Origin of the sequence: Nocardioides malaquae (genome assembly GCF_015070385.1) — a bacterium.
Classification (GTDB): Bacteria; Actinomycetota; Actinomycetes; order Propionibacteriales; family Nocardioidaceae; genus Nocardioides; species Nocardioides malaquae.
This window is the reverse complement of record NZ_JADCSA010000585.1, coordinates 1-261: the sequence shown is the minus strand read 5'-3', so window position 1 is coordinate 261 and position 261 is coordinate 1. Positions and strand designations below refer to the sequence as shown.

Below are 261 nucleotides of genomic sequence, written 5' to 3'. Positions count from 1 at the left end.
GGAGGAATGCCTCTTGTACACCTTGGAGCTCTGCTGCGATTGGAGAGGAACATCGATGAAGACAGGAGACAGAAAGATGGAGAAAAGAGACACAAGGACAACAGTAAATACAGAGCCAAAGAGAATACCATTGCAGAAGCCCATCATCTCCATATTTTATTTTACATTTCTCATATATAATCGAATCAACGCTAAATCGATTATATCGTATTATCAACCACTTAACACTGTATTACTCAAATGAGGTAAACGTTTTAAATG

Annotated in this window: 1 protein-coding gene; it reads left to right on the top strand. The window is 37.9% G+C overall.

All coding sequences use genetic code 11. The features are described 5' to 3' along the window. On the top strand, positions 1 to 180 hold a 180-nt coding region (locus IEQ44_RS17300), incomplete at its 5' end, for a hypothetical protein (RefSeq protein ID WP_227487665.1). Positions 181 to 261 lie beyond the last annotated feature (81 nt).